Genomic DNA, 24,780 nt, shown 5'->3' with positions numbered 1-24,780 from the left:
TGGTTCTGACTTCTTACGTATAAAGGAGATGCGGATATGACCGCTGAACTCTATCACCTTATCGGTGGCAAAAAAGTAAAAGGCACTTCTGGTCGTTTTAGTGATGTCTACTGGCCAATGACGGGCGAAGTTGCTGCAAGAGTTCCGCTGGCATCAGCCGCAGAGTTGCGAGCTGCTGTCGAGAATGCCAAGGCGGCACAACCAGCCTGGGCCGCGACCAACCCGCAAAAGCGTGCCCGTGTGATGCTGAAATTCCTGCAGTTGATTGAAGAGAACTATGGCGAACTGGCCGAGATGCTGTCGCGTGAACACGGCAAGACCATCCCGGATGCCAGAGGTGATATCCAGCGTGGCCTGGAAGTTGTAGAGTTTGCCTGTGGCATTCCGCATCTGCAGAAGGGCGAATTCAGCGAAGGAGCCGGACCGGGCATTGATATGTTCTCCATGCGCCAGCCGCTGGGTGTTGTTGCTGGCATTACGCCGTTTAACTTTCCTGCGATGATCCCGATGTGGAAATTTGCTCCGGCAATTGTTTGCGGCAATGCTTTTATTCTCAAGCCATCCGAACGCGATCCTTCTTTGCCACTGCGTCTGGGGGAACTGATGCTTGAGGCTGGATTGCCAGCTGGTATTCTCAATGTGGTCAATGGTGACAAAGAATCAGTCGATGCCATCCTTGATGACGAGGATATCCGGGCTGTCGGTTTTGTCGGCTCGACCCCGATTGCTGAATACGTCTACACCCGTGCAACCGCGAACGGCAAACGTGCGCAGTGTTTTGGCGGGGCGAAGAACCACATGATCATCATGCCGGATGCTGACATGGATCAAGTTGCTGATGCGCTTATTGGTGCAGGGTATGGCTCTGCCGGGGAGCGCTGCATGGCGATCTCTGTTGCTGTGCCTGTCGGTGAAGAAACGGCGGATCGCCTGATTGCCAAGCTTACGCCACGTGTCGAAAGCCTCAAAATCGGTTTGTCAACAGATCCGGATGCCGACTTTGGCCCGCTGGTTACGGCAGAAGCCGTCGAGCGCGTTAAAGGCTATGTGAATATCGGTATTGAAGAAGGTGCCAAGTTGGTTGTCGATGGTCGCGACTTTGTCATGCAGGGGTATGAAAAAGGCTTCTATATGGGCGGCTGCCTGTTTGATAACGTCACGCCGGACATGCGCATTTACAAGGAAGAAATCTTTGGACCAGTGCTCTCCGTTGTTCGTGCCAAGGACTACGACGAAGCTCTGCGCCTGCCAAGCGAACACGAATATGGGAACGGCGTAGCGATCTATACCCGTGACGGTGATACTGCGCGTGATTTCATGACCCGGGTAAACGTGGGCATGGTTGGAGTAAACGTACCGATCCCTGTTCCTTTGGCTTATTACACATTCGGAGGCTGGAAACGCTCCGGCTTTGGTGATTTGAACCAGCATGGTCCGGATGCCATCCGTTTCTACACCAAAACCAAAACGGTTACTTCCCGCTGGCCTTCCGGGGTCAAGGAAGGAGCCGAGTTCTCCATCCCGACGATGGACTGATGCAGGTTTGCGGGGCGATCTTCGGGTCGCTCCGTGTTCCAGTTTATAAAATAAATACGACCGGGCAGGAAAAAACCGATGAGCCAGTTTGACCTATTTGACCTCAATGAAGACCAGCGTGCCATTCAGGAGATGGCGCGTGATTTCTCTCGGGACAAAATTGCCCCCTTCGCCCTGGAATGGGATGAAAAAGAACATTTCCCGGTTGATGTCATGCGTGAAGCAGCCGCACTGGGTATGGGGGGGATCTACGTCAGGGATGATGTTGGTGGAACTGGCCTTGGCCGGCTGGATGCTGCCTTGATTTTCGAGGCTCTGGCCAGCGGTTGCCCGGCGGTATCGGCCTTTATTTCCATTCACAACATGGCTTCCTGGATGATCGATCGTTTCGGGACCGAAGCACAGCGTCAGAAATGGCTCCCCTCCATGATGTCCATGGATTTGATTGCCAGTTATTGTCTGACGGAACCATCTGCCGGGTCTGATGCTGCAGCCCTTAAAACCAAAGCCGTAAAAGACGGAACTGATTTTGTGCTCAATGGCACAAAGCAGTTTATCTCCGGGGCGGGAACTTCTGATCTTTATCTGGTGATGGCCCGTACAGGGGGCGATGGCGCTGCAGGGGTTTCCTGTTTTCTGGTGCCAAAGGATGCACCGGGCGTATCATTTGGTGCCAACGAGAAAAAGATGGGCTGGAAAGCCCAGCCGACCAGAACAGTTATTCTTGAAGACGTACGTATCCCGGCCGAAAACATGATTGGTGACGAGGGGCAGGGCTTCAAGATTGCCATGATGGGGCTTGATGGCGGCCGTCTTAATATCGGGGCCTGTTCGCTTGGGGGAGCGCAGGCTGCGCTCGACAAGGCGGTAACCTATATGGGCGAACGCAAGGCCTTTGGTAAAAATCTGGCCCAGTTCCAGGCGCTGCAGTTCAAGGTGGCCGATATGCTTACCGAACTGGAAGCTGCCAGAACTCTGCTGTACAAGGCGGCCTGCAAGCTTGATGCAAAGGCCCATGATGCGACCCGCTGGTGCGCCATGGCCAAACGTTTTGCCACGGACACCGGATTTTCTGTCGCGAACGAAGCGCTTCAGATCCACGGTGGTTATGGATATCTTGCCGACTATGGGGTTGAGAAAATTGTGCGTGACCTCAGGGTTCATCAGATCCTTGAAGGAACCAACGAGATCATGCGCCTGATCATTTCCCGTGATCTGCTGAAGGGAGGACAGGCATGACTGACGAGCTGATTATCCGTCAGGAAGGTGCGGCGGGCCGCATTACCCTGAACCGTCCCAAAGCGCTCAATGCCCTGACCCTCGAGATGGTCCACGGGATGCTGGATGCCCTTGAACGCTGGCTGACGGATGAAACCGTACGGATCGTTATTGTCGATGGGGCCGGCGAACGCGGTCTTTGTGCTGGTGGTGATATCCGGGCACTTTATAAATCAGCGCAGGAAAACGATGGACTGGCACAGAAATTCTGGGCGGATGAATATCGTCTGAATGCTCTGATTGCCAACTATCCCAAACCATACATTGCTGTGATGGACGGTATCGTTATGGGCGGCGGCGTTGGCGTGTCTGCCCATGGTAGCAACCGTATCGTGACAGAGCGCTCCATGATCGCCATGCCCGAGACAGCCATAGGGCTTTTTCCGGATGTTGGCGGGAGCTGGCTTCTTGCCAATGCGCCGGGAGAAATCGGCAGTTATCTTGGGTTGTGCGGTCAGCGGATCGGGGCTGTTGATGCGATCTATGCCGGACTGGCCGATGTCGAGGTTTCAAGCGATCGTCTGCCTCGTCTGATAGAATCCTTGGTCGCTGCTGATTATGGTGTGGATAGCCGGAGCGATGTTGATACGCTCATCAGAGGGTTTGTCAGTTCGAACGCTCAGGCACCCCTTGCTGCTTTGCGCGGTGCGATTGATGATGTCTTTTCCTTTGACCGGATCGAAGACATCCTTGCTGCAGCAGCAAAGCTTGGGACTGACTGGGGCGACGAACTGGTCAAGACCCTGCGGGGGCGGGCACCTCACTCCCTGAAAGCGACACTGGCAGCTCTCCGTAAAGCTCGCAATCTTGGGGGCATAGAAGAAGTTCTTGATATGGAATACCGGCTTGCGTTGCGGATGTTTGCTCTTCCCGATTTTTCTGAAGGAGTGCGCGCAGCGGTTATCGATAAAACCGGAGACCCCAAATGGTCTGTTGCCAGGGTTGAAGATGTTCAGGACGCAATGGTTGATGTTTGTTTTGACAGTCTTGGTGACCAGGAACTTGGTTTAAGTACCAGACTGGCCCGGTAGATCAGGTTGAGAAGGAATAATAATATGAAAACAATTGCATTTATCGGCTTGGGAAACATGGGCGGCCCGATGGCTGCGAACCTCGTTAAAGCCCAGTACACAGTCAAGGGTTTTGATCTGTCTGAAGAGGCCAAGGCGCATTCCAAAAGTCAGGGTGTGGAAATTGCTTCCTCCATGGAAGAAGCTGTACAGGCTGCTGATGCTGTTATCACCATGTTGCCAGCAGGCAAACATCTGCTTGCGGTTTATGGTGCAGCCCTGAAGGAAGCCAAAGCCGGGACACTTTTTATCGACTGTTCTACGATTGATGTCGACAGCGCCAGAGCCGCACACCAGTCCGCAACACAGGCATCCATGCTGTCACTTGATGCTCCCGTGTCCGGCGGGGTTGGAGGTGCGACAGCTGGCACGCTGACCTTTATGGCCGGCGGGTCAAAACAAGCTTTTGACAAGGCTCAAGAGCTGCTCACGGTTATGGGCGGTAAAATTGTTCACTGCGGCGGTGATGGCAATGGTCAGGCAGCCAAAATCTGCAACAACATGATCCTGGGTATTTCCATGATAGCCTCGGCTGAAGCCTTTAATCTGGCGGAAAAGCTCGGACTGGACCATCAGGCGCTGTTTGATGTTGCTTCGACATCTTCAGGCCAGTGCTGGTCAATCAACAGCTATTGTCCGGTGCCGGGACCTGTGCCAACCAGCCCGGCGAACAATGATTACAAGCCGGGTTTTGCGGCAGCCCTGATGCTCAAAGATCTTAAACTGTCTCAGGAAGCTGCCAAATCCAGTGGCGTGTCAACGCCTTTGGGGGCCCATGCTGAAGAGCTGTATGAGCTGTTTAATAACGAAGGTGGCGCTTCGACAGATTTTTCCGGCATTATCAAGTTTCTCAAAGGCGAGAAATAGGGTAGCTTGTCACCGTCCAGTGTCCCTGGAATAAAAAAACAATCCTGCGGGGAAAGAGTAATGTTACGTCAGGGGCCAAGCTATGAATCTGTTAAAGAGGCTTTTCACTGGGAAATTCCGGATAGCTACAACATCGGTGTAGATGTCTGTGACAAATGGGCTGAGCGCGAGCCAGACAGGCTTGCGCTCAGCTTTATTGATACTGCAGGGCAAGTATCTGATTATTCTTTCGGCGACCTGAAAAAGCTCTCAAACCGTCTTGCAAACCTATTGGATTCCAGCGGCATCGTCCGGGGAGACAGGGTTGCGATCCTGTTGCCACAGTCACCTGAAACGGCTTTTTCACACATTGCCGCCTATAAGATGGGCTGTATAGCCATTCCGCTTTTTATGCTTTTTGGTGTTGAGGCGCTTGAATATCGCCTGTCAAATTCGGGTGCCCGGGTGGTTATCACCAATACCGATGGTGTGCGGAAACTGGCAGAAATACGTGACCGTTTGCCTGAACTGGAACTGGTTCTGTCTATTGACGGCCCTGTCGAGGACGCAAGGGATCTGCATCAGGAAATCGCTGTTCAGTCCGATCTCTTTACGCCAGTTCTGACCAAAGCGGATGATCCTGCCGTGATTATCTATACTTCCGGAACAACAGGGCAGCCAAAAGGGGCGCTGCATGCACACCGGGTTCTGCTTGGGCATTTACCGGGTGTGGAGATGTCGCATGACTTTTTCCCTCAACCGGGAGATAAAATCTGGACTCCGGCGGACTGGGCCTGGATTGGTGGCTTGTTGGATGTTCTGCTTCCCGCCTTGCATCACGGCGTAACGGTGGTGGCCCGGCGTTTTGAAAAATTCACAGCCGAAGCGGCTTTTGAACTCCTTGAGCAGCAAAAAATTCGCAATGCTTTTATCCCACCAACCGCCCTGAAAATGATGCGAACGGTCAAAGATCCGGAGAAGCGCTGGAATCTTCAGATGCGCTCAATTGCTTCCGGTGGTGAAACGCTGGGGACTGAGTTACTGGATTGGGGACGCAAGACCTTTGGTCTGACAATCAATGAATTCTACGGCCAAACAGAGTGCAACATGATTGTCTCGTCCTGTTCAAAAATTATGCCTGCCCGTCCGGGAATTATGGGGCGTGCAGTGCCGGGTCACGAGCTGGCAATCGTTGATGACAGTGGCCAGAAACTTCCGACTGGCGAGCTTGGCAATATCGGGGTGAAAAGCCCTGATCCGGTGATGTTTCTGCAATACTGGAACAATCCGGAAGCAACCGGGAAGAAGTTTGCCGGGTCCTGGCTCCTGACAGGGGACAGAGGTATTCTTGACGCTGAAGGATGGATACAGTTTGTGGGCCGGGATGATGATGTTATTACCTCGGCCGGTTATCGTATAGGCCCCGGTGAGATAGAAGACTGTCTGATCGGTCATCCGGCGATACGTATGGCCGGCGTGGTTGGAAAACCGGATCCGCAACGTACCGAAATTGTGAAGGCCTTTGTTGTTCTGAACGATGGTTATCAGGAAAGCCCTGAACTGGTGAAAGAAATCCAGAACTTTGTCAAAAGTCAGCTTGCGGCGCATGAATATCCACGCGAAGTCGCTTTTGTCGAGGCCTTACCCATGACCACGACAGGAAAAATCATCCGACGTGAACTTCGCATGCTTGGGTGAATTTACTGAACGGCACTGTTGGTTACAGTGCCGTTCACTTTGACCATCAATTATATACCGTTCTGCCTTTGATCGGGATACAGCCAGCCTTGTCCGGCCAAGGCATGATCGATCAACGTCTTGTACAGATGGTTCCGAGCGGGGTGTGCTGCTGGATTGATCCAGTCACGCTCCAGCAGATTCCAGTTCTGGTCTTCCGGATCGAGCCCCAGCGTTCGGATATAATCAGCCTCGCATACAAGAAACTGGGTTTTGTAGGGCAGGAGATATCCCGCATTTTTCTGTCGGACCTGACGGGCCTCTCCGTAGAAAACATGCCAGATATTGGTGTAAACACCACAGCGGGGTGGATAGAGAAGTTTACCGTAATCTACTACTGATCTCTGGTTTTCACCAGGAGGGCTACCAGGCTCTTGCATGACTTTGAGCAAATGTGCCCAGCCCTGAAACCCCAAAAAGATAGCTAGCTGGGACAAGCAATGACGCCGCAGGGTCTGTTCGATCAGTTCAGCGTTGGATAACTTGACTAAACCAGGTTGTTTTCGGATGAAAGCCAAGCTTTGCGGCGTAGAAGTAAGGATATTTCGGTGAAGATGACGCGCTTTGTGTTTGAGATCTTTGATAATATCGACCATAGAGTTTTCTCCTTAACCCGGATCATTCCCGCTCAATGCGATCCAGAAGAATACTTTGGTGATAGTGAACGTCAGTGCGACATTTCAGCAGGGTGATACGACTTTTGGCGGTAGGCGTCCCTGAAAACCTGAGCCAAGCTAGAAGATTGGGTGCTGGTTTTCAAGCCTTTTCCGACAAGCCTGCTTTATCAGTCTTTTGTCTTGACCAGATCCAGAGGCAGGCCTGTTGTATATTTGACCTTTGAGACAGCAAAACGGGAATGTACTTCAGCAATATTTGGGATTTGCAGCAGATTGTCGCGCAGAAATCGCTCATAGCTGCGCATATCGATTGTGACGATGCGCAGGATGTAATCCATGCCCCCGCTGACGGTATAACATTCAGTCACTTCATCAAAGCGGCTGACCCTGCGTTCAAAATCCTCAAGTCCATGCTGAGCCTGCGCAGTTACCTTGACCGTGGCAAAAACCACTATTTCAAGCCCCAGACTGTCTGGATCAAGAATGGCGACCTTTTGTCTGATAATGCCGTTTTCTTCGAGCCTTTTGATCCGGCGCCAGCAGGGTGCAGTTGATAACCCTACCTGTTCAGCAATTTCGGCATTACTGAGGCCAGAATCCTGCTGCATCAGCTTCAGGATCTTTCTGTCTGTATTGTCGAGTGAAATCGGCATAATTTTTTCGCCATAATGAATTTTAGAGAAACCAGATTGCTAAAATACCGGAAAATTGAATGGAAAAGAAAGAACATTCCAGAAAGATTTTGGCAAAATTAAAAGAAGCCGTAAACAAACAGAACAAGCGGCAGCTGCAAGATATCTGCAGGGCAGGAGAGAGTGATCCAGATGATAATATCTTTCTGGCATCAACGAAGAGCCAGCTTGAACAGTATGATTCAAGTGTAAAACTCTTGGTTTGTTTTTCTCCTGCAAGGTCTGCCTGTTCTACGGATAATCAATAGAGACTGATCGTTTCGGTCATCCGGGGAAAAGTAAGATGAGCGTATTTAATCACGAGGCTTTTGCCGGGCACGAGCAGGTTGTTTTTTGCCATGATGCCATTTCCGGCCTCAAGGCAATAATCGCGGTTCATTCAACCGCTTTGGGGCCTGCAGCAGGCGGTTGCCGTATGTGGTCCTATGCCAGTGACGAGGAAGCTCTCAGGGATGCCCTGAGGCTTTCAAGGGGAATGAGCTATAAAAATGCCATGGCTGGACTGGAACTTGGTGGCGGCAAGGCTGTTATAATAGGGGATGCAGGCAAGGATAAGTCAGAAGCGCTATTTCGCTCATTTGGTCGTTTTGTCGAGGGACTTTCTGGAAAATACATCACAGCCGAAGATGTCGGCATCTCTGTATCGGATATGGAAATTGTCGCCCAGGAAACAGATCATGTTGGCGGGTTGAACTCCGGGCAGGCAGCAAGTGGTGACCCGTCGCCTTTTACGGCACGGGGAACCTTTAACGGGATTAGAGCTGCTGTCAGGCATCGTCTGGGAAAACAAGATGTCAGGGGGCTTGTTGTGGCCGTTCAGGGGCTGGGGCATGTCGGATGGCACCTTTGCGAGGAACTCCACAGGGCCGGGGCAAAGTTGATAGTTGCCGATATTAACGATGACATCACAAGAAAGGCTGTATCCGCTTTCGGGGCGACAGCTGTTTCCTGTGATGAAATCCTGTTTTGTGATGCTGATGTGGTCGCGCCCTGTGCTCTCGGGGCTATTATGAATGAACAAAGTATCCCGCGGATCAAGGCCAGGATTGTGGCTGGTGCTGCGAACAACCAGTTATCCTCAGCATCGGATGGCGATCTCTTGCGCCTGCAGAAAATCCTCTATGCTCCTGATTATGTGATCAATGCTGGGGGCATCATCAATGTGGCCGGAGAAATTATCGGGCGCTATGACCGTACTCTGGTTGATTCCAAAGTTGCCAGTATCCACGATGTCCTGCTGGACATATTCATCCGTGCTGATCGGGAAGGTCGTGCAACAAGTGATGTCGCGGACAGTATGGCTCAGGAAAAAATCTTGCAGGCCCGGCAACGTCAGATGAAAGGCACTGGTGCAGGCCGTACAGTAAAACACGTTGCCTGATTGCATCAGGGATATGTAATAAAAAAAACGCTGAGGCAGAGTAACTTTCTGCCTCAGCGGAGTTTCCTTGAGGAGATATCCATCAAGGAGGTATGGTTTTAAAGTTTTTCTGCTCCGTAATAGAGGCTTACAGTGTGTTTTGCCTCTGCAAAAAATAGCCAGCGTTCTGTGAGAATACCTGTTGTTCCCATCAGTATGGCCAGTATCATCACGAGATTGGCGAGTGTTGTACTTGCCAGAACTCCGACAAGAGAAATCAGAAAAACTGGCAGAACAAATCCACTGATAAAAGTGATCTTGCGTAAACGTTGACTGTGTTTTCGGGCAATCCTGAAACCCATTTCCTTCATCAGATAGTTGGCTTCACTGTGGGCGGCTTCGAGAAGGCGAACCTTGCCCAGCTTGCCAAGTCCTGTGGCTGTCCCGACAGAGGACCGTCCCCTGTGTTCGGCGATATGTTGCCAGTAGAGAAACTTGGTCACGAGAGATGCCAGCAACAGGATGATGGTGGTAATATCGGTGATCAGGTCACTGAGCCCCTGAAAGTGCAAAATACAGCTCAGGAGCAGGGCTCCGGAAGAGAGAGCAAGCACCAGATAACTTGTGGGCACCAATCGATTATACCAGGCGGGTATCGGCTTCAGGGATGCATAGATCATGGCTGTGCAGTAAACGGTTGCTGTGCAAAGCATCAGGCTTACCAGACCTGAAAATATCACCAGACCATCAAAGCTACCCTGTCCAACCACAATGAGCAGTGCATAAAGGCCTGCAGGAATAAAGCTGGATATGGCCAGAATTCCTTCCCGGCTCAGCCATGAACTTCGCCACTGGCTCAGAGCCCTCCAGGCTCTTTCCGGACGGCCCAGATGAAAGGTTGATGAAGCCAGCCCCAGGATAATCAGGAAAAAAGCTGTACCGAAGCCGCTGAAAGCCAGGGTACTGTTAAATGGAAGTATTCCAAGCAACTGACCTAACGTCAGCAGGAAGATCATGCCATATCCGGCCCCGGAAGCCGTGGTGAACAGAATAACGGACTTAGCCGGATGCATAGAGGGCCTCTTGCTTGGAGTGTATTGAATTAATTTTGTTCACAGGGACAATACCTTGTCGGCCCAGCGGGCAAAGAGTCCGGCTTTTTCTGTTGCGACCGGGGTAAGCTGTTTGGGCTTGTTGGCGGCACAACTGTGTTCATTCTGTTTCGGACGCGGAGGCAGATATTTGTTCACAGGTTTGTAGTCAAGCTCGGCCATCAGGTCAAAACCACCCCGGTCCGCGACCAACAGGCTGACATGGGATTTGGGGTCATTGAAATCCCCAAAAGATCTGGCTCCGACCGGGCAGGTGGAGACACAGGCAGGAACTCTGGAGGCTTCGGGCAGGTTCTCGTTGTAGATCCGGTCAACACAGAGAGTGCATTTTTTCATGATACCGACATCTTCATCATATTCTCTTGCCCCATAGGCGCAGGCCCAGGAACAGAGTTTACAGCCGATGCATTTGTCGGCATCAACCAGAACAATGCCGTCTTCTTCACGTTTATAGGATGCCCCGGTCGGGCAAACAGTCACGCAGGGGGCATCATCACAATGCAGGCAGCTTTTGGGGAAGTGAACTGTTTTACTGTCATTGTCCTCATCCACAACTTCAAAACTGTGAATACGGTTAAACCAGACACCATTGGGGTCAGCCCCGTAGGGATCAAGGTCGGTCAGGGGTGCTGAATGACCTCCCGTGTTCCACTCCTTGCAATTGACAGCACAGGCATGGCAACCAACACAGATATCCAGGTCTATAACCAGTCCCAGTTTTTTTGTCGGATTGACAACAGGAAGGCAGGTCATGATGCTTCCCCCTTCACATTTGTTTTGTATACCAGAGCTGGTTCTTTGTGCTCGGTTGTCGGGCTTTTTTTGTTTAGAGATTTCGCGGGTGGGAAATTTTCACCATAACGAAGAACAGCAAGCTGTTCCGGCGCATTGGGAATAGGGGGCAGAGTATCAAACAGCGGCTCTGTCACCGTTTCTTCCGTTGCATCACACTTTTCGATGCGCACTCTCAAATCATACCAGGCAGCTTGTCCTGTGACGGGATCTGAATTTGAATAGCGATAGCCATCTGCTCTGGGAGGCAGAAGTTCAGAAATGATATGATTGAGCAGGAAACCTTTGTTTGATTCCGGTGCTTTCGGATCAAGTCCCCAGGTTCCCTTGCGTTTTCCAATGGCATTCCAGGTCCAGATTGTATCGGGATTGACCCCGCTCATCAGGCGCACCTGGGTTTTGACCTTGCCATGGGGAGAGACAACCCAGATCCAGTCATCGTCTGCAATCCCCTGTTTCTCTGCAGTGTTCTTGTTTATGAACAGGCGATTCTGCGCTGTGATCTGGCGTAACCAGGCGTTCTGGGATCCCCAGCTGTGGTACATGTGCATCGGGCGTTGGGTGATGGCATGCAGGGGATAGTCATCGCCATCAAAAGCTTTTTCTTCAAGCGGCTGATACCAGAGAGGCAGGGGATCAAAATTTTCCTCGATCCGGCTGCGCAGGTGATCAGGCGGCTGGATCTCCCCATGTCCGAGCGCCGCAAGACGGAATTTCTGCATTGGCTCTGAATAGATCTGCATCACGATCCGATCCGCCGAAGGGATCCAGCCCATGCTCTGTGCCCGGTCGAGATAGGAGCGATTGGCAAATTTGAAATAAGACTGTTCTGCCGTGAATTCATCCGACCAGAAACACCCGTTATCAATATAGCGCTGAAGTTGACCCTGGTTTGGAGTTCCTTTGCCATGGCTGGTGCCGTCCTTGCCACGCCACCCTGCAAGCGGCCCGACACCCGGGGTTCGTTCATGGTTGGTGATATAGTCTGCATAGCCACCGGGATAGGCGGGGGACCCGTCTTCTTTCACCATACCAGGCAGACCGAGGCGGGCCCCAAGATCAAGCAGGACTTCCTGAAATGCCCTGACATCACGATCCGGCTTGACCACAGGTTGGCGAATAGAGTCCGCTGGCCCATGCGCACTGCAGATCGGACGGTCCAGCAGCGAGATACAGTCCCAGCGTTCCAAGTAGGTGGTATCTGGCAGAACCAGATCTGCATAAGCCACCATTTCAGAATGGTAGGCGTCAGAATAGATAATCCGGGGGATTTTGTACCCGCCATCTTCGTTTTTATCCGTCAGATACTTGATCGTTCCCGGCACATTCATGGAGCTGTTCCAGCTCATGTTTGCCATATACATGAACAGAGTATCCACCGGGTATGGATCTCCCTTCCAGGCGTTGTGGATTACCATGTGCATCAGGCCATGAGAGGCGAGAGGAAACTCCCAACTGTAGGCCTTGTCGATCCGTTTCGGGCTGCCGTCTTTTTCGACCAGCAGATCTTCCGGGCCTGTGGGAAAGCCCAGCGGCATGCCTGGTAGGGGCGTATTGGCAAGTGAGTCCTGTCCGGCAGGTTTTGGTCCGGGGGGGCAGGGGCGCGGGAAAGGGGGCTTATGTCGGAAACCTCCCGGCACATCAATCGAGCCAAGCAACATCTGCAGGACATGAATGGCGCGACAGGTATGAAAACCGTTGGAGTGGGCAGAGATCCCGCGCATGGCATGCATGGAAACCGGGCGACCAATCATCTTGTCCTGCTTGCGACCCGCCCAGTCAGTCCAGGGAACATCCAGAATAATTTCCTGCTCGAAGGCCACTTCGGCAATTTCAGCAGCAATGCGCCGAATGTTTGCAGCGCTATAGCCAATCTGTTCGGCAACTGCATCCGGCGCATACTTGGGATCAAGATAACGTTCGGCCATCAACTGAAAAGCCGGTACAGCTTTACGTCCATCCGGCAGGATATATTCTCCAACCAGAGCAGGCTGTGCCTCGGGATTGTTGGCTGAAGTCAGGAATTTTTTCTGAGCGTCATAACAAAGCGGATTTGTATCGACGTCCCGAGCAAAAAGACCATCGTCAGCGGCTCCTTGGTCCTGGATCACCAGCCAGGTAGCATTGGTGTAGCGCGACAGATATTGCCAGTCGACCTTTTCTGCCTTGAGCAGCTCATGGATCAGGGCAAAAACCAGAAGGCCATCAGTGCCCGGGCGAATACCGATCCACTCATCTGCAATACCTGAATAGCCTGTGCGGACCGGGTTTACAGAAACAAACTTGGTGCCCTTGCGGCCTTTAAGTTTGCCAAGGCCAATTTTGATCGGATTGGAATCGTGGTCTTCGGCAACACCGAACATCAGCAAGTATTTCGTCAGATCCCAGTCAGGCTCGCCAAATTCCCAGAACGAGCCCCCAGCCGTATAAAGTCCGGCTGCTGCCATATTTACAGAACAAAACCCACCATGGGCTGCAAAGTTGCGGGTGCCGAATTTGGCGGCCCACCAGCCGGTCAGGCTCTGCGACTGGTCGCGTCCGGTGAAGAAGGCGAGTTTGGCTGGATCCGTTTTTCGGATATTGCCAAGCCAGCCCGTCGCCAGTTCCAGCGCTTCTTCCCATTCTATTTCCCTGAACTCGCCAGAGCCACGCTCGCCTGTGCGCAACAGAGGCTTGCGCAACCGGGCAGGGGAGTTGTGCTGCATAATCCCGGCCGAGCCTTTGGCACAAAGCACCCCTTTATTGACAGGGTGATCCGGATTGCCTTCGATGTAACGGATCTGGTCGCCTCTTAAATGCACTTTGATGCCGCAACGGCAGGCGCACATATAACAGGTGGTCGTCTTTACCTCGTCCGATACGTGGGGAGAGGTCTCAACCTGCTCCTGTCTGGACGTGGGCAAGAAGCTCATATTTTATCTCCATCCTGTAGCAACCCTGTTGTCTTTTTTTATTTTTGGTCGAGTTATGACTGATTGTTAAGTTCGTTATTTCTTAAACAGTTGTTCAAGATGTTTATACATTTTGTGCAACTATGGTTGCAATAGCCATGCTGGCCAAACGTGCAGCAGGAGGGTCGGCACGACTGGTGAGGACGATGGGTACGGAAGCGCCTAGGACGATACCTGCAGCACAGGCGCTGTCGCAGTAAACCAGCTGTTTAAACAGAGCATTGCCTGTTTCAATGTTGGGGACCACAAGGATATCGGCCTGTCCGGCCACGGCATTATCTATGCCTTTTATCCGGGCTGCTTCGGGAGAGATCGCATTATCCAGAGCCATGGGGCCAAAAACATCGGCATGTGTGATTGAGGCTTTTGCCCAGCGTGTGAGTTCAGCAGCTTCCATGCTTGAGGGAATACGTGGATTTTCCTCTTCACTCGCCGAAAGCACGGCGACCTTGGGATGTTTGTTTCCCAGGGAATGAAGCATCTTTACCGCATTGAGAATAATTGACTTTTTGGTTTCCAGATCAGGTGCAATATTAATCGCTGCGTCAGTGATTACTACAATCCGGTCTGAATCTGGCACCGACATGTAAAAGGCGTGTGAGAGACGACCTTCACGCCGTAATCCTTTTGAGCGATCAATGATTGCTTTCATAAATACATCAGTATGAATCTGGCCTTTCATCAAGGCATCAACCATCCCGTTACGAGCAAGCTCGACAGCAGAAACGGCAGCGGTTTGTTCATCTGGAGCATGGTGAATTTCCAGATGGTTGATATCCCAGTCAAATCCTGCTGCCAGAGTTCTTACCGTTTCTTTATTCCCAATCAATATGGGCTCAATAAGCCGGGCTTGTGCTGCGAGAAAGGCACTTTCCATTGCGATGGGGCTCACCGCATTTACAATAGCCGTTCTTACAGGGCCGTGAGCCGCAGCCGTGCTCATCAAACGGGTTGGGCATTCTATGGGATGTTGGCTTAACATTGATGAAATCTCATTTTTATGCGTATCCGCCTGAACTGTGAAAAGTCGATTTCAAATGAAAAACCGGGAGTTCTTCCTGTTTCAGAGTCACTCCCGATGAGTTTATGCCGAAGGTCGTCGGGACACCTCAGCAGTTTCACTTCCGTTTGACAGGGATGTGAACCGGAGAAAGCAGGGTGGGCTGTCCTTTGGAAATGACAAAGGGCCTGATCTTTTTTTCTACTAAGCGGATGAGTTCAAAAATCAACATACAACACCTCCTGCGCAACCTGATGGTTTTGCTGTTTTTCCCAAATCGGTTTCGATGCAGGAAACGTCGCCTGATCAGGTTTACCTGTTCTGCTGCAATTCTTTATCGCCAGTGAGGTTGCGACTAGCTCCATATGGAGCCTTTCGATGGGTCCAGTTCTGGTGAACAGGTTCAGTCGGGGTCACTGGGATATACCGGGGGATGTGATCTTGTTATTTGGCAAGACGGTCAATCGTACTTGCCAGCTGCTTGATACCAGGTTCGATCTTGGCGGTTTCTATGGAGGTAAAACCAATCCGGATATGGGTGTCGGGGGCAGGGCGTTCGAGAAAAAATGGCCGTCCGGATTCAATCAGGACACCGTCATTGTATGCTTCTTTGGCTAATGTATCGGCACTGAGTTGCTCCGGGATCTGGACCCAGTAGGAGGTGCCACCGGATGAATGAGGATAACTGCATTGTGGTAGAAAGCTGTCGAGCGCCTCGCTCACCGCTTCCCACCGACGATGCCAACGTTTTCTCAAGCTATAGATGAGGCTGTCATAATAGCCGTGGGAAAGGAACAGGGCGACGGTTCTCTGGTTATTGCTCGGGGTATAACGGACGACGAGGCGGCGGAAATCACTTAACTGGGCAATCAGTTCGGGCGCTGCGACGACATAGCCGACCCGCAGCCCGGGAAACAGGGTTTTGGAAAGACTGCTGATATAGATAACCCGATTGTTGGTATCGAGAGCTTTGAGCGAAGGGCTGGCTGATTTGAAATAGTTGATCTCGTTTTCATAATCGTCTTCTATAACCAGAAAATCCTGTTCTTCCGCCTTTTCAAGAAGTTTGCACCGTCGAGACAGAGGCATGGTTACGGTTGTCGGGCACTGGTGGCTTGGTGTGACAAAAGCATAGTCACAGTCATTCAGGCGTTCATCTACCACCATGCCCTGTTCATCAACGGGAATTGCGGTAAGCTTTTCGGTAAAAAGCCGCATGATGTTTTTCGCATCCGGATAGCCGGGGTTTTCAACAGCAACCCGGGTATTTTTGCGCACAAGTAGTCCCGCAAGCATATAGAGCGCATTTTGCCCGCCCAAGGTAACCAAAATCTGGTCACTGGACACATGTATGCCTCTTGCCGGGAGCAGACGGGTTCTGATCTGCTCGACCAGCTGTGGATCGTCATAGATCTTGTCGTCGTGGATCCAATCCGCCATATCACGGGTACTGAGAGCTAACCTGCTGCATTCCCTCCAGGCTGTCAGAGGAAACAAGCCGCGGTCTGGCTGGCCATATATAAATGGATAAGGTTTGTGTTGCCAGTTTTTGGGAAGGTTTAGATAGTCGAGATCTGAAGGGCGGAGAAAAAGACGACTGTTCCAGTCCGGATCTTTATCCTGATTGCGGAGCGGAGCTCTTGCTTTTTCCGGTGTCAGGCGGGACTGTTCCAATCCCGCGACAAAATCCTTGTTCACAAAAAGACCACTTCTTTCGTGAGCAACCAGATATCCGTCATCCGTCAGGCTTTGATAAACCAAAATGGCTGTGTTGCGGGAAATGCCCAGATCTTTTGCGAGCTTGCGGCTGGAGGGCAATTTGAAACCAGCGGGCAGGGTGCTGTTGAGGATGGCATTGAGGATTGCTCTTCTAAGCTGGCTTTGCAGGGATTCACGGCTGTTTTTATCCAAATGGAAAAGTATATCGCTGGCCACCTGTATATCCCCTCAATAATTATCCGGATTCTTTACAGCAATCTAAGTCATTTGATCAAAAGGCTATATCACGCTTTCTCTCTGGACTCATCATGTTCTCTGCACTGGTTCTAACCGCAGGGCTTTTTCCGGTCTTACCGTTACCAGCGGATTTATAGCAAGTTTAGGCGATTTTTAGCTGGAGAAAGCTGCTCTGGAATCTTTGGGTAGGAAGATTTTAAGACATTTGCCCCTATGATCATCGCCTTTAAGGGGCCCTGTAGGGTGGTTCGGGCCAAAAATTTGTCTGTTGTGTATCAAATAGGGGAAGAAATCTGTTCAATCGGGGACCGGTTGGGGATCAGGGCTTCCAGGGGAGACGAATATGTCTGAAACCACTTCGGGTTCTCATGGTGACGGGGATCAAGCAACCGGAACGTCTACTCTATACGAAAACAAATCTATATTACCTGATGAGCTGAAGCGTGGGTTAAGTGTTAAAGTAAAGATGCTTCTTGCCGTAGGGAGTATCGTAGCGACAACACTCCTCGCAGGATTGGTCGGCTGGATCTCTTTTCAGGGGGTGAACCAGTCTCTGGAACAAATTTCAAGTCGCAGCATGCCGCAGATGACGACGGCATTAAAGCTGTCTGATATCGGAACAAAAATCGCCACGGCTGCGCCTGCCTTGATCTCGGCACCGGACCTGGATGTTAAGAACAGAGTTTATACCTCGCTTCAGGAGCGGGAAAAGGAGCTCGAAAATCTGACCGAAGAGCTCAAAGCCGGAAACTTTGACGCCTCTATTAGTCAGGGATTAAGCCGTGTCTCGGCAGATATTTCTTCAAATCTTTCTGAACTCAATAATTCTGTATCTCGCCAACTGGAGCTGGAAAATCAGGGGACGGCAAAAATGGCTGATCTTCTGGAGCTGAAGTATGCCTTTGATACTGTTGTTATTCCGTACCAGGAGCAGGCGAAGAAAACAGCAGAGGATTCAATTGATCAGGCCTTCGGTAGTTCCGATGTTACCAGTCAGCTGATTGAAATTCTGATTTCTGTAACCAGAAATCAGGTTTCATCTGGTTTGCGGGTCGATATTAATTTTATTTTTGCGCAGCTCGCGGAGGCAATTTCGGCAAAAGATCCTGTTGCGGTGGATGGGGCTGAAGAGCAGGTCAAAAATGCTGTTGCACGCAGCGAAAATAATCTGTCCCTGATCAGCGATGATATCTCTGCCGAGGCCGTTAAAATACGCGAGCTTGGTAAAAAGCTCTTCAGTCTGTTGACGACCGAAGAAACCGTCTTTTCCTACCGTCGTTCCATGCTGCTGGAACAACAAAAAATCCAAGTGTTATCTGCAAGAAATACCGAACTTTCTTTGGAGCTTACTGCCTTGATCAGCGAGGTGGTCTCCGGAGCAGCGGAAGGGGCAGTGGCCTCGGTTTCTGTTTCTGAAGAGGCTATTGCCGAAGGTAAATTCTGGCTATCAGCCATCTCGGTTCTGTCTGTCATTCTCGCGCTGTTCATCGTCTTCTTTTATGTTGGCCGAATGATAATCGAACGCCTGGTGGTGCTGTCTTCTGCCATGGGTGACATTGCCAATGGCGATCTAACCGTTGAAGTTGCTGCGGGACAGAATGATGAAATCGGGGCCATGGCCCGGGCACTGGAGGTTTTTAAGAAAAATGCTCTGAATGTCGAGCGATTGCGGCGTGAACGCGAAGAGGCGAAAGAAGTGGCTGAAGCGAAGCGCAAAGCTGATATGAATGCTCTTGCTGACCAATTCAATAGCCGGGTCAAAGCCATCGTCTCGACGGTTCAATCCTCTGTTTCTGATTTAAGTACAACGGCTCAAGGGATGAATGATATCGCCGGGCGGGCACAGCAAAAATCGTCTCAGGCATCACAGGCTTCGTCAGATGTATCCGTTAATGTTGATTCCGTTGCTGCTGCCTCAGAAGAGCTTTCCTCCTCGATTGAGGAAATCAGCCGTCAGACTGCTTTGGCTGCAACGGCTTCACGCGAAGTCAGTTCGGATGCGAGAGAGACCAACCAGGCTGTGGACAGTCTGTCTGAAGCCGCAGAAAAAATCGGAGCGGTTGTTGATCTGATCAGTGAAATTGCGGATCAAACCAACCTTTTGGCATTGAATGCCACAATCGAAGCCGCCAGGGCAGGGGATGCAGGCAAGGGATTTGCAGTTGTGGCGTCAGAAGTGAAAAATCTGGCAACCCAAACCGGTTCTGCTACCGATGACATCTCTACCCAGATCTCGACAATACGTTCTACTGTGCAACAGGCTGCGGATGCGATCAAAAAAGTTACCCTGGCTGTAGGGAATGTCGATGAGATCACCAGCTCAATTGCCGCTGCCGTGACGGAACAGTCATCTGCGACAGGAGAGATGTCGAGGAATGTACGGTTGGCGGCCGATGGAACAACCCGAGTGTCTCAAAATATCCAGGAAGTCATGCGGGCATCAGAAGAGACTGGTGGCGCTTCCGAGACGGTATTGAGTGCCTCGCGGAAACTGGCGGTTGAACTGGAGACACTGTCCAAAGAGGTAGATGGCTTTATGCAGGAAATTCGCAGTTGATGTCCTGTCCGGGAAAAAGCTGGTGTCTTTCCGTTTTTATCTGGACCCATCTTGTTTTTGTAGTTGGTACTAGATCGAATTTTCATTTCGATTACCGTATTAATAACAAGGCAGTTAAAGCCAATAAAACAAAGAACAGGTAATATTCAGATCTTTCGCGCCAAGAGCTGTTCGTGATCGTATCTTGAAATGGGGTTTCGTGTTTTCATAAATGAAAAATGCCTTTATTTATGATGGGGTAGGAAAATATGAAAATGCAAATATTTTCAGGATATTGATGAGTGAAAATTATAATATTCTTTTCAGAGTACGAAGGGTATTTGTAATTTTTTTTCAGAATTTGTCTATGTGGTGTATTATTCCCTGAGATCACCAGTATTTTGTTTGTTTGTGTATTTGAGCTGTGACGTAAGGGTTATCGGGCTGTAGGGGTGTAAATACTCGCCGATGACAAGTTGACCAAGGCAGCAAACGATTTTTCTAGTCGTTTTAAAGTGTTGTGCGATCTGACAAATGACGTAAGCCGTTTACAAGAACGCATGTCTTTCACAGTTGCCTTTTGGTCGGTTCAGGTAAGGAGCTGACAGTGGGTATGTCTGTTGTAAGTACCAGAAATCTCTTTGTGTCAGAGAATTCATTTTTGTTGCTGCTTCGGTGTACCTCCCAGTTTTTACAATTTTCCTTTTTATCAGAACTTATAGTGTTTTCTACGCGTATTTTTTTACAAAAAGAAGGTGCCTTTACTATATTTATCAAAAGCTTAAGAGGTGCTTTTTACAACACTCGACAGGGAGGTGTCTCGGCAAACAGGTCCTGATTCAAGCGAACATTTACCCAACGATAAACGAAACAGCTTTCTTGGCGCCAAGTACGTTCTACAGAGGCTGTGAACAGGGAAACGCCTTGCTTCTAATGGCAGGGAATTTGGGAGAAGTGATACATGACAATCTTAAACAATAAATCTGTAAGCCGTCGTAAAGTCCTTAAAAATGCTGCTGTTGCCGGAGTATCTGTGCTGGCTGCTCCGGCTTTTATAAAAAATGCTCTGTCTTCTTCAGGCGAAATCAACGTGATGATGTGGTCAGATTATTTGCCCGAGGAATTCAAGGAAGCCTTCACCAAGGAAACCGGTATTGCGATAAACCATACTGGCATTGGATCAAATGAAGAAATCATCAACAAGCTGCGGGCGACCCGTGGTCGGGGCTTTGATCTGGTTTCTCCAACCAACATGCGTGCCCAGCAATGGGAACCTCTGAACCTGTTGCAGGCATTTGATATGAACAAAGTGCCAATTGACCGGGTGAATGCCTCCATGGCCAAGGTCGGAGAAACCGACTGGAATTTTGGTGGGAAGGGATCCCACTGGGTTCCGCAGCTTTGGGGAACCGAAGCCATTGCCTGGCGCACTGACAAGTGGACCCCGGAGGGGGGAGTTCCCAGTTATGGCGATCTCTGGGTCGAGGGACGTGATAACGAAATGATGGGGCGTCCACATTCCATGATGCTCGGCGCAGGTCTTTATATGGAGACTATTGGGGAGCTGGCTCCTGGCGATGTTGTTCGCGCCTACAAAAGCGAAGACGACATGAAGGATGTATGGTCCAAGATTACCCAGTTCTGTATTGAGCGTAAAAAGAACGTCAAAAAATTCTGGAATGATGCTGATGGTCAGAAAAATGGCCTGATGCAAGAAGATGTTATCCGTGGGCAAACTTGGGATGGACCAATTTTGGCGCTCAAGTCAGAAGGTAATCCGGTTCAGTATCAGGCGCCAAAAGAAGGAGCACTTGCCTGGGTGGATGGTATTGCAATGCCGGTTGGCGCCAAGAACATTGATCAGGTATATGCCTTCCTCGAGTTTTCTTTCCGGCCCGAATTCGGGGGATTAACCGCCAATCTGACAGGATACAATTCGGCTGTGAACGGTGCGGATGCTCATCTTACCGAGGCGTCGAAGAAGAACTTTGCCGAGGCCTATCCTGGAGATGCCCTGGATAATCTCTTTGCCTGGCCCGCTGAACCAACCTGGTATGCGCAGCTGCGTACAGAGTTCCAGGACAAGTTTGTTGCGTCCTAGTTTCTGAGCTTAACTCAATTGAGAGGGGCACGGGTTTTCTGTGCTCCTCACTCTTCTTGAAATAACAAACCGGGCCAGTTGTTGAGCCCGTGAGAATAGTCTTGGGGGCGTCATGAGCTCAGGTGTCGATTTAGAACATGTATCAATTCGTTTTGGGAATTTCACAGCTGTAGATGATGCAAACCTTTCAATCAGAAAGGGAGAGTTTTTCAGTTTTCTTGGCCCATCCGGCTGCGGAAAAACCACGATCCTGAGGGCCATTTCTGGATTTAACGAGCCGACCGAAGGTGTCATCCGGATCAATGGATCTGATATGCGGGGCATTGGCCCGAACAAACGACCGACGGCCCTGATTTTTCAAAACCTGGCTCTCTTTCCTTTGATGTCTGTTGCTGAAAACATTGCCTTCGGGCTGGAGGTCGAAGGTGTCAAATACGCTGAGCGCCGCCGCCGGGCAGAAGAGTTACTCAATCTTATTGCTTTGCCCGGGCAGGGCGACAAGATGGTCTCGGAGCTGTCGGGCGGACAGAAGCAGCGGGTTGCTATTGCCAGGGCTCTGGCTGTTGAACCTCAAGTTCTGTTGCTTGATGAGCCGCTCTCTGCCCTGGATTTGAAGCTTCGACAACACATGCGCAGTGAATTGCGCAATATCCAGCAGCGTGTCGGTATTACCTTTATCTATATCACCCATGACCAGGGTGAAGCTTTAACCATGTCCGACCGGGTGGCCGTGATGTCTGCCGGCGTTATCCAGCAGGTTGGGGACGGTACAAGCATCTATAATAATCCGCAGACTGCATTTGTGGCCTCCTTTGTTGGGGAGAATAATCCTTTTTTTGGCAAAGTCGTTAAGGCAGATGCTCAGTATGCCCAGGTCGAAAATAAATTCGGGATACTGAGGGGGCGTAATACCCAGGGACTAGAGGAAGGAGATGCTGCCATTCTTTTTGTCCGGCCGGAATCCCTGTCTCTGGTTGAAGGTCAGAGCCCGGCAGAGAACAGCATAGAAAGCACTGTGCTTTCCGAGGAATTCGAAGGTCATTCCATTCATATTCACCTGGAAGGAGAGGGCAGCAAACATATTGCGCTTTCCTTAAGCAACGATGGTGTTGATACCAACATGCATGTCGGTGACAAGGTTAAGATCCGTTTTGATCCAGACCGTGCCATTGTTCTGCCGGAAGGAGAGTTGGCTGATGAATGATCCACTCAGCACCTTCTTTGTTGTTTTTCTGGCTGTAATTATGGCCCTGACACTTGCACCCGTCTTGCAAAACAATTCGGCCAGGGTCTGGGACAACCTGAGGCAGATCAAGTTTGTCCGAAAAAACGGTGTATTTGTCTCGATCTATCTGGTCGGGGCAGTTGTGCTCTGGGTCGGGTTGATGATTATCGCCCCCCAGCTTTATATGGTTGACTATTCCTTTCGGGATGGCGCGATTGGCGGAAATCTCGAAGGGCATACGCTGGTTAACTACTCCTATCTTATTTTTGGAAGGGAAAGTGACGAGGCGTGGTTTAACTGGCTGCATCTGCAGGTGTTTCTCAGAACTATTATCGCTTCAGTAATGGTGACACTCCTTGCTTTTGCGCTTTGTTATCCGATTGCCTATTACCTGGCTCAAACCGCAAAAGGCGGAACGGCAAGATTATTTCTGATTTGTCTTATCCTGCCGTTCTGGGTCAACGAAATCCTGCGGGCTTTTGCCTTTCGTATCCTTTTTGGATCAAGTGGTGTCATTAATGCTGTTCTGATTTCTATCGGGCTCATTGATGATCCGATTGACTTTATCAAAATCGATGTGGCGATGTATGCTGGCCTGAGTTATGCCTACATCCTCTTGATGGTTTTCCCGATCTACAATGCGATCGAAAGTCTTGATCACAACCAGATTGAAGCGGCGAGGGATCTCGGATCTCCCTGGTGGCGTATTCATTACCGAGTGGTCATTCCTTACGCCAAACCGGGGATTGCCTCTGGCTGCACCATGGTTTTCATGCTGTCAGCTGGTGCCTTGGCTGTTCCCCAGATTCTGGGCGGGCCAAGCAGTCTTTGGTTTACCCAGATAATCTACGACTGGTTCTTTTCCGGTGGTGATTGGGCGCGGGGTTCTGCCTATGCATTTGTACTGCTGTTTTCCTGCATCATCTTCGTTCTGACGATTATGCGTCTCTTCAAGGTTAATCTGGGGGAGCTGGCAAAATGACTTCAGATCGTATTCAGAAATACATGGTCCGTTTTTATATCGGGATGTTCTTCCTTTACCTTTTTGGTCCTTTGATTTTGATGGGGATCACAGCCTTCAATACACCAAAGTTTCCAACAGCAATACCGATTGAGGAACTTACGCTGGAATGGTTTTCGGTTCTTGCCAACGATAAGGAGATGATTACAGGGATCCAGAACTCGCTTTTGATTGGCGTCGGGGTTATTTTTCTTGCTGTACCAATCGGTCTGGCCGCAGCTTTGCTGATGTCCCAGGTGCACAAGAAGGTTCAACCGATCTACTACACGGTTGTGGTTTCTCCTCTGCTGACACCGGGCGTTATTCTGGGAATCTCCACTCTGGTTTTCTGGGATCGGCTTGGTGTCTGGATGGACGCTGATTACGACACAATTTTCTATAGCGGGATTTTTCTGACGATTGTGGGGCAATCTACCTTTATTTCGGCCTATTGCATGTTGATCTTCCTCTCCCGTCTACAGCGATTTGACCGGACCCAGGAAGAGGCAGCGCTGGATCTGGGGGCAACAAATGTGCAGGTGTTCTGGAAAATCCTGATCCCGTTCTTGAGACCTGCGATTGGCTCAGCTGCTGTGCTGGCGTTTCTAACCAGTTTCGAGAATTACAATACAACCCTCTTTACCATTCAGGCGGAAAGCACTTTGACGACAGTCCTGGCGGGTAAGGTGCGTTTGGGAACCAATCCTTCTCTCAGTGCTCTGGCCGTCGTTATTGTCTGTGTGACCTTGCTTGGTGCTATTCTGCACGAAGTCTACCGCCGTAAGGAACTGCGCAAGGAGAAGATTGCAGCTGAGGCCGCCAAGCGGGCAGCGGCTGAAGCAGACAAGGCAATGGCGCCAATCTGAGTGGGCTGTATAAAAAAAGATATGGCGCTTGAGCTAATTCTCAAGCGCCATATCTGTTATGTTTTTGAAACAGAGGATCAGCGGGAAAGTACAAGATCTCTGGTC

Annotated in this window: 19 protein-coding genes; 12 read left to right on the top strand and 7 right to left on the bottom strand. The window is 50.5% G+C overall.

Features of this window, described 5'->3' with window-relative positions; all coding sequences use genetic code 11:
- The first annotated feature begins 36 nt into the window (after nt 1-36).
- From B152_RS0118410 to B152_RS0118390, 5 genes are all read left to right on the top strand, one after another.
- Entirely contained in the window at nt 37-1,536 is a 1,500-nt protein-coding gene (locus tag B152_RS0118410) for a CoA-acylating methylmalonate-semialdehyde dehydrogenase (protein WP_020593916.1), read from the top strand.
- A 78-nt stretch (nt 1,537-1,614) separates the two neighbouring features.
- A complete protein-coding gene (locus tag B152_RS0118405) occupies nt 1,615-2,775 on the top strand; it encodes an isobutyryl-CoA dehydrogenase (protein ID WP_020593915.1) in 1,161 nt (386 codons plus the stop codon).
- Entirely contained in the window at nt 2,772-3,845 is a 1,074-nt protein-coding gene (locus B152_RS0118400; protein ID WP_020593914.1) for an enoyl-CoA hydratase/isomerase family protein, read from the top strand. The genes B152_RS0118405 and B152_RS0118400 overlap by 4 nt, the downstream gene beginning before the upstream one ends.
- Nucleotides 3,846-3,869: 24 nt before the next feature.
- Nucleotides 3,870-4,751 (top strand): 3-hydroxyisobutyrate dehydrogenase, encoded by an 882-nt coding sequence (mmsB, locus tag B152_RS0118395; RefSeq protein WP_020593913.1) that lies wholly within the window; start codon nt 3,870-3,872, stop codon nt 4,749-4,751.
- Nucleotides 4,752-4,811: 60 nt separating this feature from the next.
- A complete protein-coding gene (locus B152_RS0118390) occupies nt 4,812-6,428 on the top strand; it encodes an acyl-CoA synthetase (protein WP_020593912.1) in 1,617 nt (538 codons plus the stop codon).
- A 50-nt stretch (nt 6,429-6,478) separates the two neighbouring features.
- Here the strand turns inward: B152_RS0118390 and B152_RS0118385 are convergent, their stop codons facing one another.
- A complete protein-coding gene (locus B152_RS0118385) occupies nt 6,479-7,063 on the bottom strand; it encodes a hypothetical protein (protein ID WP_020593911.1) in 585 nt (194 codons plus the stop codon).
- Nucleotides 7,064-7,251: 188 nt separating this feature from the next.
- A complete protein-coding gene (locus B152_RS0118380) occupies nt 7,252-7,737 on the bottom strand; it encodes an Lrp/AsnC family transcriptional regulator (RefSeq protein ID WP_020593910.1) in 486 nt (161 codons plus the stop codon).
- 59 nt (nt 7,738-7,796) lie between these two features.
- Between B152_RS0118380 and B152_RS0118375 the strand changes: the two genes are divergently transcribed.
- Nucleotides 7,797-8,024: a hypothetical protein gene (locus tag B152_RS0118375; RefSeq protein ID WP_020593909.1), complete on the top strand. Its 228-nt coding sequence runs from the start codon at nt 7,797-7,799 to the stop codon at nt 8,022-8,024.
- 35 nt (nt 8,025-8,059) lie between these two features.
- A complete protein-coding gene (locus tag B152_RS0118370) occupies nt 8,060-9,157 on the top strand; it encodes a Glu/Leu/Phe/Val dehydrogenase dimerization domain-containing protein (RefSeq protein WP_020593908.1) in 1,098 nt (365 codons plus the stop codon).
- Nucleotides 9,158-9,255: 98 nt separating this feature from the next.
- Here the strand turns inward: B152_RS0118370 and B152_RS0118365 are convergent, their stop codons facing one another.
- From B152_RS0118365 to pdxR, 5 genes are all read right to left on the bottom strand, one after another.
- Nucleotides 9,256-10,209, bottom strand: coding sequence for a dimethyl sulfoxide reductase anchor subunit family protein (locus B152_RS0118365; protein ID WP_020593907.1), 954 nt, complete (start codon nt 10,207-10,209; stop codon nt 9,256-9,258).
- A gap of 39 nt (nt 10,210-10,248) precedes the next feature.
- Nucleotides 10,249-11,001 (bottom strand): 4Fe-4S dicluster domain-containing protein, encoded by a 753-nt coding sequence (locus B152_RS0118360; protein WP_020593906.1) that lies wholly within the window; start codon nt 10,999-11,001, stop codon nt 10,249-10,251.
- The gene (locus B152_RS0118355; RefSeq protein ID WP_020593905.1) at nt 10,998-13,952 is read right to left on the bottom strand and encodes a molybdopterin oxidoreductase family protein; all 2,955 of its coding nucleotides are present in this window, start codon (nt 13,950-13,952) and stop codon (nt 10,998-11,000) included. Before B152_RS0118355 ends, B152_RS0118360 begins: the two co-directional genes overlap by 4 nt.
- Before the next feature lie 103 nt (nt 13,953-14,055).
- Nucleotides 14,056-14,973 carry a bifunctional enoyl-CoA hydratase/phosphate acetyltransferase gene (locus B152_RS0118350; RefSeq protein ID WP_026261700.1) on the bottom strand — a complete coding sequence of 306 codons (918 nt, stop codon included), beginning with the start codon at nt 14,971-14,973 and terminating at the stop codon, nt 14,056-14,058.
- 462 nt (nt 14,974-15,435) lie between these two features.
- Nucleotides 15,436-16,926 (bottom strand): MocR-like pyridoxine biosynthesis transcription factor PdxR, encoded by a 1,491-nt coding sequence (gene pdxR, locus B152_RS0118340; protein ID WP_020593902.1) that lies wholly within the window; start codon nt 16,924-16,926, stop codon nt 15,436-15,438.
- A gap of 364 nt (nt 16,927-17,290) precedes the next feature.
- Here pdxR and B152_RS25580 point away from each other — a divergent pair, with 364 nt between their 5' ends.
- From B152_RS25580 to B152_RS0118310, 5 genes are all read left to right on the top strand, one after another.
- A complete protein-coding gene (locus B152_RS25580; RefSeq protein ID WP_020593901.1) occupies nt 17,291-19,504 on the top strand; it encodes a methyl-accepting chemotaxis protein in 2,214 nt (737 codons plus the stop codon).
- A gap of 940 nt (nt 19,505-20,444) precedes the next feature.
- Nucleotides 20,445-21,584 carry an extracellular solute-binding protein gene (locus B152_RS0118325; protein ID WP_020593899.1) on the top strand — a complete coding sequence of 380 codons (1,140 nt, stop codon included), beginning with the start codon at nt 20,445-20,447 and terminating at the stop codon, nt 21,582-21,584.
- Nucleotides 21,585-21,696: 112 nt separating this feature from the next.
- On the top strand, nt 21,697-22,788 hold the full coding sequence (locus B152_RS0118320) for an ABC transporter ATP-binding protein (protein ID WP_020593898.1): 1,092 nt from the start codon (nt 21,697-21,699) through the stop codon (nt 22,786-22,788).
- On the top strand, nt 22,781-23,791 hold the full coding sequence (locus B152_RS0118315) for an ABC transporter permease (RefSeq protein ID WP_020593897.1): 1,011 nt from the start codon (nt 22,781-22,783) through the stop codon (nt 23,789-23,791). Before B152_RS0118320 ends, B152_RS0118315 begins: the two co-directional genes overlap by 8 nt.
- A complete protein-coding gene (locus tag B152_RS0118310) occupies nt 23,788-24,675 on the top strand; it encodes an ABC transporter permease (RefSeq protein WP_020593896.1) in 888 nt (295 codons plus the stop codon). The genes B152_RS0118315 and B152_RS0118310 overlap by 4 nt, the downstream gene beginning before the upstream one ends.
- The last annotated feature ends 105 nt before the right edge of the window (nt 24,676-24,780 follow it).

This window comes from Kiloniella laminariae DSM 19542 (assembly GCF_000374005.1).
Taxonomy (GTDB): Bacteria; Pseudomonadota; Alphaproteobacteria; order Kiloniellales; family Kiloniellaceae; genus Kiloniella; species Kiloniella laminariae.
The sequence above is the reverse complement of the archived record's forward strand: the minus strand, read 5'-3'. Positions and strand labels throughout refer to the sequence as shown.

Excerpts from the sequence above, each read along its gene's own strand:
- B152_RS0118410 (WP_020593916.1), top strand. The coding sequence starts at position 37 with ATGACCGCTGAACTCTATCACCTTATCGGTGGCAAAAAAGTAAAAGGC.
- B152_RS0118405 (WP_020593915.1), top strand. The coding sequence starts at position 1,615 with ATGAGCCAGTTTGACCTATTTGACCTCAATGAAGACCAGCGTGCCATT.
- B152_RS0118400 (WP_020593914.1), top strand. The coding sequence starts at position 2,772 with ATGACTGACGAGCTGATTATCCGTCAGGAAGGTGCGGCGGGCCGCATT.
- mmsB (WP_020593913.1), top strand. The coding sequence starts at position 3,870 with ATGAAAACAATTGCATTTATCGGCTTGGGAAACATGGGCGGCCCGATG.
- B152_RS0118390 (WP_020593912.1), top strand. The coding sequence starts at position 4,812 with ATGTTACGTCAGGGGCCAAGCTATGAATCTGTTAAAGAGGCTTTTCAC.
- B152_RS0118385 (WP_020593911.1), bottom strand. The coding sequence starts at position 7,063 with ATGGTCGATATTATCAAAGATCTCAAACACAAAGCGCGTCATCTTCAC.
- B152_RS0118380 (WP_020593910.1), bottom strand. The coding sequence starts at position 7,737 with ATGCCGATTTCACTCGACAATACAGACAGAAAGATCCTGAAGCTGATG.
- B152_RS0118375 (WP_020593909.1), top strand. The coding sequence starts at position 7,797 with ATGGAAAAGAAAGAACATTCCAGAAAGATTTTGGCAAAATTAAAAGAA.
- B152_RS0118370 (WP_020593908.1), top strand. The coding sequence starts at position 8,060 with ATGAGCGTATTTAATCACGAGGCTTTTGCCGGGCACGAGCAGGTTGTT.
- B152_RS0118365 (WP_020593907.1), bottom strand. The coding sequence starts at position 10,209 with ATGCATCCGGCTAAGTCCGTTATTCTGTTCACCACGGCTTCCGGGGCC.
- B152_RS0118360 (WP_020593906.1), bottom strand. The coding sequence starts at position 11,001 with ATGACCTGCCTTCCTGTTGTCAATCCGACAAAAAAACTGGGACTGGTT.
- B152_RS0118355 (WP_020593905.1), bottom strand. The coding sequence starts at position 13,952 with ATGAGCTTCTTGCCCACGTCCAGACAGGAGCAGGTTGAGACCTCTCCC.
- B152_RS0118350 (WP_026261700.1), bottom strand. The coding sequence starts at position 14,973 with ATGTTAAGCCAACATCCCATAGAATGCCCAACCCGTTTGATGAGCACG.
- B152_RS25580 (WP_020593901.1), top strand. The coding sequence starts at position 17,291 with ATGTCTGAAACCACTTCGGGTTCTCATGGTGACGGGGATCAAGCAACC.
- B152_RS0118325 (WP_020593899.1), top strand. The coding sequence starts at position 20,445 with ATGACAATCTTAAACAATAAATCTGTAAGCCGTCGTAAAGTCCTTAAA.
- B152_RS0118320 (WP_020593898.1), top strand. The coding sequence starts at position 21,697 with ATGAGCTCAGGTGTCGATTTAGAACATGTATCAATTCGTTTTGGGAAT.
- B152_RS0118315 (WP_020593897.1), top strand. The coding sequence starts at position 22,781 with ATGAATGATCCACTCAGCACCTTCTTTGTTGTTTTTCTGGCTGTAATT.
- B152_RS0118310 (WP_020593896.1), top strand. The coding sequence starts at position 23,788 with ATGACTTCAGATCGTATTCAGAAATACATGGTCCGTTTTTATATCGGG.